Source organism: Streptomyces chiangmaiensis (assembly GCF_036281785.1).
GTDB classification, from domain to species: Bacteria; Actinomycetota; Actinomycetes; order Streptomycetales; family Streptomycetaceae; genus Streptomyces; species Streptomyces chiangmaiensis.
Window position 1 is genome coordinate 1 of record NZ_JAYWVC010000286.1, and the last position, 8,039, is coordinate 8,039.

The 8,039-nt window shown below is 68.9% G+C and carries 6 protein-coding genes; 4 read left to right on the forward strand and 2 right to left on the reverse strand.

The genetic code is table 11. The features are described from left to right. Positions 1 to 152 precede the first annotated feature (152 nt). Positions 153 to 440, reverse strand: a complete 288-nt coding sequence (rpsO, locus tag VXC91_RS40035; protein WP_329512278.1) for a 30S ribosomal protein S15 — start codon at positions 438 to 440, stop codon at positions 153 to 155. Between the two features lie 289 nt (positions 441 to 729). Here rpsO and VXC91_RS40040 point away from each other — a divergent pair, with 289 nt between their 5' ends. Further along, positions 730 to 1,026 carry a DUF397 domain-containing protein gene (locus VXC91_RS40040; RefSeq protein WP_329512279.1) on the forward strand — a complete coding sequence of 99 codons (297 nt, stop codon included), beginning with the start codon at positions 730 to 732 and terminating at the stop codon, positions 1,024 to 1,026. 194 nt (positions 1,027 to 1,220) lie between these two features. On the opposite strand, the gene eccD is transcribed toward VXC91_RS40040, so the two are convergent. Then, positions 1,221 to 2,729: a type VII secretion integral membrane protein EccD gene (eccD, locus tag VXC91_RS40045; protein ID WP_329512283.1), complete on the reverse strand. Its 1,509-nt coding sequence runs from the start codon at positions 2,727 to 2,729 to the stop codon at positions 1,221 to 1,223. Positions 2,730 to 3,057: 328 nt separating this feature from the next. Here eccD and eccCa point away from each other — a divergent pair, with 328 nt between their 5' ends. The 3 genes from eccCa (at position 3,058) to VXC91_RS40060 (ending at position 7,933) form a co-directional block, all read left to right on the forward strand. After that, positions 3,058 to 7,038: a type VII secretion protein EccCa gene (eccCa, locus tag VXC91_RS40050; protein WP_329512280.1), complete on the forward strand. Its 3,981-nt coding sequence runs from the start codon at positions 3,058 to 3,060 to the stop codon at positions 7,036 to 7,038. Beyond that, positions 7,035 to 7,286 (forward strand): hypothetical protein, encoded by a 252-nt coding sequence (locus VXC91_RS40055; protein WP_329512281.1) that lies wholly within the window; start codon positions 7,035 to 7,037, stop codon positions 7,284 to 7,286. The genes eccCa and VXC91_RS40055 overlap by 4 nt, the downstream gene beginning before the upstream one ends. A 131-nt stretch (positions 7,287 to 7,417) precedes the next feature. Further along, complete coding sequence (locus VXC91_RS40060) at positions 7,418 to 7,933, forward strand: hypothetical protein (protein ID WP_329512282.1); 516 nt, start codon at positions 7,418 to 7,420, stop codon at positions 7,931 to 7,933. The last annotated feature ends 106 nt before the right edge of the window (positions 7,934 to 8,039 follow it).

Sequence of the window (8,039 nt, forward strand, 5' to 3'; positions counted from 1 at the left end):
GTGCGTGGCGGCGCCCGGTACGTCCGGGCGTTCCTCACACTGCTTCGTCCATATGGCGTTGTGCTACCACACTACAAAGCGTCGGTGACAGTCCGCATGTACAGCAAAGGGAGCGGCCCCCTTCTCGTGGGAACCGCTCCCTTCACGGCGTCCTACTTGGCGCCCGCCGCACCGCGGCGGATGCCGAGGCGGTCGACCAGCGTACGGAAGCGCTGGATGTCCTTCTTGGCCAGGTACTGCAGCAGGCGGCGACGCTGACCGACCAGGATCAGCAGACCACGGCGGGAGTGGTGGTCGTGCTTGTGGGTCTTGAGGTGCTCGGTCAGGTCGGAGATGCGGCGGGACAGCAGCGCGACCTGGACCTCGGGGGAGCCGGTGTCACCCTCCTTGGTACCGAATTCGGCGACGATCTGCTTCTTCGTGGCGGCGTCGAGCGACACGCGTACTCCTCGTAGTCTTCTGAGTGCCACCGAGTGCCCCTGGTCTTCTTCTCAGGGGAGCTTCCGTGACTCGGGCGGCGGGGATCCGCTGAGCGCGGCCTCCGGATCCCTGGAAACCCGTCGAGGGTCCTGGGCGGGGTCCGGGGGTGCGTACACGAACGGCCGTCACACAGCGTACCAGCCGATGACGACGCCCCTTACCACGGTCACGCGAACCGCCCGGCGGGCCATCGGGCGCCACTAGGGTGAGCGCTGGATCATCCGCACGTCGGGAAGGGGTCGCTTCGCCATGGCGGAAGAAGCGAACGAGGACGTCAAGGCGCGCAAGGAGCGGGAGCGGGACGAGCTGTACGCCCTCGACATCTCGGACGTCGAGTGGCACAGCGCACCGGGAACAGAGACGCACGAGGAGCGGGTCGAGATCGCCTACCTCCCCGGCGGGGCCGTGGCCATGCGGTCCTCACTCGACCCCGACACCGTACTGCGGTACACGGAGGCCGAGTGGCGGGCGTTCGTGCTGGGGGCTCGGGACGGGGAGTTCGATCTTGAGGAACGGCCGCGGGCCGAGGACGTCGTCTCGGAGTGATCGGACAGAGAAGGGGCGGCACGCACAAGTGCCACCCCCTCGTTCTGTACGGGGTCCCAGGGATCCGTTGAAGATCTTGCGCTGACCGCTCGGCCTGCCCTGGATTGCCACCGATAGCCATCACCCTGGAACGACACGCATAGGGCGCGACAGCAAGATCTTCAGAGCACTCCCACTGGGCGTTACGGAGATCCTCAGCCAGTCATCGCCCGCGCCTGCGCGTACACGTCGAACACGGCCAGCGCCAGCGGGATCAGCGTGAGCAGGACGAAGCTCTCGGCGATCTCCAGGAAACGGCCCCAGAAGGGCGTGACACCGCGCCGCGGAGTGATCAGAGCGATCGCGGTGACAAGGGCAATGGCCGCGCCGATCGCCGCGGCGAGCCAGACGCTGCGGATGTCGAGGGCGGTGGTGTCGCCCTGGAAGGCGTCGATCAGGTAGTCCCGGGGCGGGTTCAGGGCGAGCCCGACGCCGAGGGAGACGATCGCGGAGAGGCCCGCGGCCAAAGTGGCGCCGACCTGCGCGGTGTAACGGAACAGGTGGGCCCGCATCAGCATCGCCACGCCGGTCGCGAGGGCCAGGAACTGGGCCCATGTGTTGCCGGAGAAGCCGAGGACGATCGACGCGCCCACGGCGACGAGGGCACAGCCCCCGACGAGGCCGACCAGGAGCTCGTGTCCGCGCCGGGCCTGCGCGGCCACACGCTCGGCGTCCACAGGCTCCTGGGGGGCGGGCTCGTCCGCGCCATAGCCGCCGCGGGAGGGGTTGGGCGGTTCGAAGCCGATGGGCAGCCGCGCGAAACGCATGGACAGGCCTGGCAGGAAGCCCAGCGCCACGACGGACAGCGGAGCGCTGACGGCGGCGGTCTCCATGGGCTTCAGCTCGGCGAGGATCGCAATGAAAGTGACGATCAGGCCGATGGCGGAGGCGAAAAGCAACGCCACGAAGGGGGCGTCGCCGCCCGGTGACACCAGGGTGAGCACCACGGAGGCGACGAGGACCGCTGTGCAGGCGAGCAGGAACTGGAGCCGACCGACGCCCTCGCCGTCGGAGGGCGGCAGCAACCCGGAACCGGCCACGGCGATGTTGGGCAAGGCGCCGAGTCCCAGCGCGACCGCGGACCCTCGGTCGTCGTACACCCGCGAGCGCACGCACGCGACAGTGATCAGCAGGATGCCGGTGACGCCCGCAATGACACCCTGCAGGCTGTGCATGTCGTGGCGGATCTGGGAGCTCCAGGCCACGAACGCGAGCAGCGCGGGCAGGACGCCACCCGCGACGAGACCGGCGGCCCGGGTGAGATCGCCGCTCCACAGGGTGCGGTCGTGAGTGACGGCGGAGGCCACTGCTTCGGATACGTCGTCGAGGACGGCGGGCGGCAGCGACTCGGCGAACGGGCGCAGGGTGAGCAACTCGCCGTCGAGGATGCGCTGCGCCATGAAAGACCGGGCGCCGTCGAGGACGGTGCCGTCCCGCCGTACGAGGTGGTAACCGACCGGCGCGCCCTCGGCGGGGCTCTGCTGGGACAGGCGCAGGATCTCCGGGTACAGGTCGGCGACCGGTACGTCGTCGGGCAGCGCCACATCGATGCGGCTGTCCGGGGCCACGACGGTGATCCGGCAGAAACCGAATCCCATGCCTGCGCCAGGAGGGGCTCCGGTGCCCGGTCCACCGGTCGCGCCCGTCGGCGCGGAGGCCGTCATGCTCACCTGCAGTTCCCCCTCGTCGATGGTGTGGCGGTCCCACGGTGCCGACGCGCACCATTCCGCCCGTAAAGATCCTGTGTAGGTTGCGCCGCGCCCCCCGCTCCGCCAGTCGACCGACCGGACGCATCCGGGGTTTGCGGGGAGGCGCTTGCTTCGAACCGCCGCGGATTGCCCGGGTTTTCCCGGAACGATTCGCAACTGCTCACGCGCCTCACCGGCACCCTACCGCCCGCCGTTGTCAGTAGGATCGCGCTTCGCGATCGACGTCTGCCTGACACGGGGCGGCGGACGAAACATCTCGATCAGGCAAGGGAATTGGTGCGTAGTGAGCCACATCATCGTCAAGCGCCCACCACGGGCACTGCCGAGGGAAGTTCCTGCGGACGAGGTCGTACTGCAGGCTCCACCGGAACTGCCGCGCGGTCAGCAGGATGGCGCTCTGATGCAGCTCCTGCCCATGCTCGGCATGGGCGGGTCAGTGGTGTTCTTCTTCAACCCCCAGGCCCAGCCCTTCATGAAGATCATGGGCTTGGTGATGGTGGCCTCGACGATCGCCATGGGCATCTCGATGCTCGTGCGCTACCGCCGCGGCAACCAAGGGCAGATGGCCGACCTGCGCCGTGACTACCTCCGCTACCTGTCGCAGACCCGGCGCGCCGTCCTCGACACCGCCAAGGCTCAGCGCGACGCCCAGTACTACCAGCACCCTTCACCGGAACAACTGTGGGCACTCGTCGCCGAGGGCAGCCGGGTGTGGGAACGACGCACCGCCGACGAGGACTTCGGACAGGTGCGCGTGGGCCTCGGTCCGCAGGCGCTGGCCACCCCCCTGATACCGGCTCAGACCGCTTCGCTCGACGAGCTGGAGCCACTGACCGCCGGCGCCATGCAGCGCTTCCTGGCCACGCACAGCACCCTTGACGACCTGCCGATGGCCGTATCCCTGCGCGCCTTCTACCACGTGACGATCAGCGGCGAGCCGGGCACCGTGCGGGGCGCCGCCCGTGCCGTCACGGCCTCCCTCGCCTCTCTGCACTCCCCCGAGGACCTCGTCATCGCCGTCGTCACCGGACGCGAGTCGGCGCCCGAGTGGGAGTGGGCCAAGTGGCTGCCCCATGTGCAGGCCCCGGGCCTCGCCGACGGTGCCGGCAGCATGCGCCTGATCACCACCGACCCTGTGGAGCTGGAGGAGCGGCTCGCCTCCCGCCTCCAGGGCCGCCCGCGCTTCCACCCCGGCGGCCCACCGGTCACCGAGCAGCCACACCTGTTGGTCGTGCTCGACGGCATCTCCCTTCCGCCCACGTCGTTGCTGGCCGGACCCGAAGGCCTGCAGGGCGTGACGGTCCTGGAGGTCGTGCCCGGTGAACTCACGATCGGCCGCGGCGACCTCTCCGTCATCGTGCAGCCCAAGGAGCTGCGCCTGGAATCGGCGCACGGCATGGTCTACGAGGGAACACCCGACGTCCTGTCGTACGGGGCCGCGGAGGCCCTCGCCCGGCAACTGGCGCCACTGCGGATGGCGTCGGGCGGCGACGACGACGAACCGCTGCTCGCCAACCTGGAGTTCACCGACCTGCTCAACCTGGGCGACGCCGCCTCGGTCGACCCGAAGCGGACATGGCGGCCGCGCTCGCAGTCGGAGCGGCTGCGCGTGCCGATCGGTGTCGGCGAGGACGGCCGGCCGGTGATGCTCGACCTGAAGGAGGCAGCACAGGAGGGTATGGGCCCGCACGGCCTGTGCGTGGGTGCAACCGGTTCCGGCAAGTCCGAGCTGCTGCGCACGCTGGTCCTCGGGCTCGCCGTGACCCACTCCTCCGAGACGCTGAACTTCGTTCTCGCGGACTTCAAGGGTGGTGCCACGTTCGCGGGCATGGCCCAGCTGCCACACGTCGCCGCCGTGATCACCAACCTCGCGGACGACCTGACCCTCGTCGACCGCATGGGCGACTCGATCCGCGGTGAGCTCAACCGCCGCCAGGAGATGCTCCGCGACGCGGGCAATTACGCGAACATCCACGACTACGAGAAGGCACGCGCGGCAGGCGCGCCGCTGCAGCCGATCCCGTCCCTCGTCCTGGTGATCGACGAGTTCAGCGAACTGCTCACCGCGAAGCCCGACTTCATCGAGATGTTCGTGCAGATCGGCCGCATCGGCCGATCGCTGGGCGTGCACCTGCTGCTGGCCTCGCAGCGCCTCGAGGAGGGCCGCCTGCGGGGCCTGGAGACCTATCTGTCGTACCGCATCGGTCTGCGGACGTTCTCTGCCGCCGAGTCACGCGCCGCGCTCGGCGTACCGGACGCCTACGAGCTGCCGAACGTTCCGGGTTCCGGTTTCCTGAAGTACGGCACGGACGAGATGGTGCGCTTCAAGGCGGCCTACGTCTCAGGCGTGTATCACACGAGCTCGCAGCAGGCCGCGGCGCTCGGCGGCCCGCTGCCCCTCGACCGCCGGCCTGTCCTCTTCACGGCGGCCAAAGTCCCCGTGCAGTACGCGCCGATCCCCCAGCAGCGCCAGGACGCACCCGACGAGCGGCAGGACAACGCGCTCGCCGACACCGTGCTCGACGTGATCGTGCGGCGCCTGGAGGCGCAGGGCCCGGCCGCCCATCAGGTGTGGCTGCCCCCACTGGACAGCCCACCGTCCCTCGACGCACTGCTGCCGGGGCTCGCCCCGGTGCCCGGCCGCGGCATGACCCAACCCGCCTACGAGGGCGCGGGCCGGCTCGTCATCCCGGTCGGCCTCGTCGACAAGCCCTACGAACAGCGACGCGACCCACTGTGGACCGACTTCGGCGGCGCGGCAGGGCACATGCAGATCCTCGGCGGCCCACAGTCCGGCAAGTCGACCCTGGTCCGCTCGATCATCGCTTCGTTCGCACTCACCCACACCCCGCAGGAAGTGCAGTTCTACGGCCTGGACTTCGGCGGTGGCGGCATGGCCGCGGTGGCCGGCCTGCCGCACGTGGGTGGGGTTGCCTCGCGCCTGGACCCCGAGAAGGTCCGGCGCACGGCGGCCGAGGTGTACGGCGTCCTGACCCGCCGGGAGGAGTACTTCCGCTCCGCGGGCATCTCCTCGATCGCAGAGTTCCGCGGACGCCGGGCGCGCGGCGACATCTCGGTCACCGACCAGCCCTGGGGCGACGTCTTCCTGGTCATCGACGGCTGGGGCAACTTCCGCACCGATTACGAGGCACTGGAACCGTTGGTGCTCGACATCGCGGCCCGCGGCCTCGGTTACGGCATCCACCTCATCCTCACCGCGTCGCGTTCCATGGAGGTCCGCTCGAACCTCAAGGACCACCTGATGAACCGCGTGGAGCTGCGGCTGGGTGACCCCATGGACTCCGAGTTCGATCGCAAGGTCGCGGCCAACGTTCCCACGGGCGTACCGGGACGCGGCCAGACCGCGCAGAAACAGCACTTCATGGCGGCGGTCCCGCGCATCGACGGCCTCTCCTCCGACACGGACCTCGCGGAGGCGACGACCGCCCTCACGGCCGAGGTCACCCGCCACTGGCAGGAGCCCGGCGCCCCCGAAGTGCGCCTGCTCCCACGGCAGTTCCACGCGAGCCAGTTGCCTCCGGGCGACCGGTTCCCCGACCGCGGCGTCTCCTTCGCGCTCGACGAGGACAACCTCGAGCCGGTGTTCGTGGACTTCGAGCAGGACCCGTTCCTCCTCGTCTTCGGCGAGAGCGAGTCCGGCAAGTCGAACCTGCTCAAACTGATCATCAAGCGCCTCACCGAGCGCTACGACGGCACCGTCTGCAAGCTGTTCGTGATCGACAACCGCCGTTCCCTGCTGGGCGTGACCCCGCCCTCGCACCTGGCGGAGTACATCCCCATGTCGAACCAGATGCAGCACCACATGGATGCCCTGGCCGATCTGATGCAGCGCCGCACCCCCACGGCAGACGTCACACCGGAACAGCTGCGCGACCGCAGCTGGTGGCGCGGCCCCACGGTGTACGTCGTCATCGACGACTACGACCTCGTGTCCACGTCCAGCGGCAATCCGCTGGCGGGCCTGACGGAGCTACTTCCGTTCGCCCGCGATGTCGGCGTGCGCTTCATCATCGCGCGATCCACGGCGGGTGCGGGGCGTGCCGGCTACGAGTCCTTCATGCAGCGCATCAAGGAGCTCGGCGCCCAGGGCGTCGTCCTCGCGGGCGACCCGGCGGAGGGCGACCTGCTGGGCGGCGTGCGGCCGCGGCCGATGCCTGCGGGTCGGGGTGTCTTCGTATCGCGGAAGCGGGGGAAGCCGTTGGTGCAGACAGGCCTGGTCTCGGAAGGGATGAATGAGCGGTGATCGGCTTCGGAATTGTCCTGGTTCTGATCGGCCTGTGGCTCGGCGGCATGGGCCTGGCCGACCAGCAGGCGCTGTGGTGGCGCTTCCAGGCCCGCCGCTTCGGCGACCCGGAGGCGCACGAGCCGTCGGAGGCCGGATACCGGGCTCGTCGGGCGCTGCTGCTTTCACTGGCTGTCGTGATCCTGGTGATTGCGGTGGTGTGGTTCACCAAGATCGATTACTTCGAGTCGGGCGGGCTGCGGGACTGAGATCGGCATCCTGAGCGAGAATGGGACTGGTCCAGTGTTCGTTCGCATGTCTTGCCACGTTGACGGTGGCCCGACAATCCATTTCCGACATCTCCAACTGAGCGGGCACCGCGTGGGGGAAGGGATCATCCATGGCATGGGATGAATGGGAACAGCTGAAGGCAGAGGCGCAGACGCGTCAGCACGGTGGGGTGACGCACATGCAGCTCAACCAGCTGCCGGCTGATTCCGGAGGGGGCTCCGTCCCCAGCCAGACCGGTGACCTCAAGGTCAGTCAGCACGACCTGACGAGGATCGGCAGCCAGGCCCACACTCTCTACAACCAGCTTTGGGACAAGGCCCGCCTGTCGAACACCGCCGTGGACTCGGCGGCGAGCAACCTGACGAAGCAGGGCTTCGCCTTGGGCTCGGGCCTCCAGCACGTGTCGAACAAGTGGGATACGCAGCTCAACTCCCTGCTCGACGCGTGCGCCCACATCTCCAACCACATGCAGGTCACCAAGAAGATCCACACGGGTGACGAGGCGTACATCCAGCGGCAGATGAGCAGCATCGACACGCTCGGCGCCGGCTTCGACGAGCGCGTCGGGGGCCCGGGGAAGCACAACCCGGTCTACGGCTCCTCAGACTCACCGAAGAAGAACTGATCACACATAACGGGGGACGCTGACTGATGGATCTCGACGCCTTGCGCTTCGCCAACTTCAAGCTGCTCGACGACGCTGTCGAGGACTGGGCACGTATCGTCCGTAA

Excerpts from the sequence above, each read along its gene's own strand:
- VXC91_RS40040 (WP_329512279.1), top strand. The coding sequence starts at position 730 with ATGGCGGAAGAAGCGAACGAGGACGTCAAGGCGCGCAAGGAGCGGGAG.
- VXC91_RS40060 (WP_329512282.1), top strand. The coding sequence starts at position 7,418 with ATGGCATGGGATGAATGGGAACAGCTGAAGGCAGAGGCGCAGACGCGT.
- eccD (WP_329512283.1), bottom strand. The coding sequence starts at position 2,729 with ATGACGGCCTCCGCGCCGACGGGCGCGACCGGTGGACCGGGCACCGGA.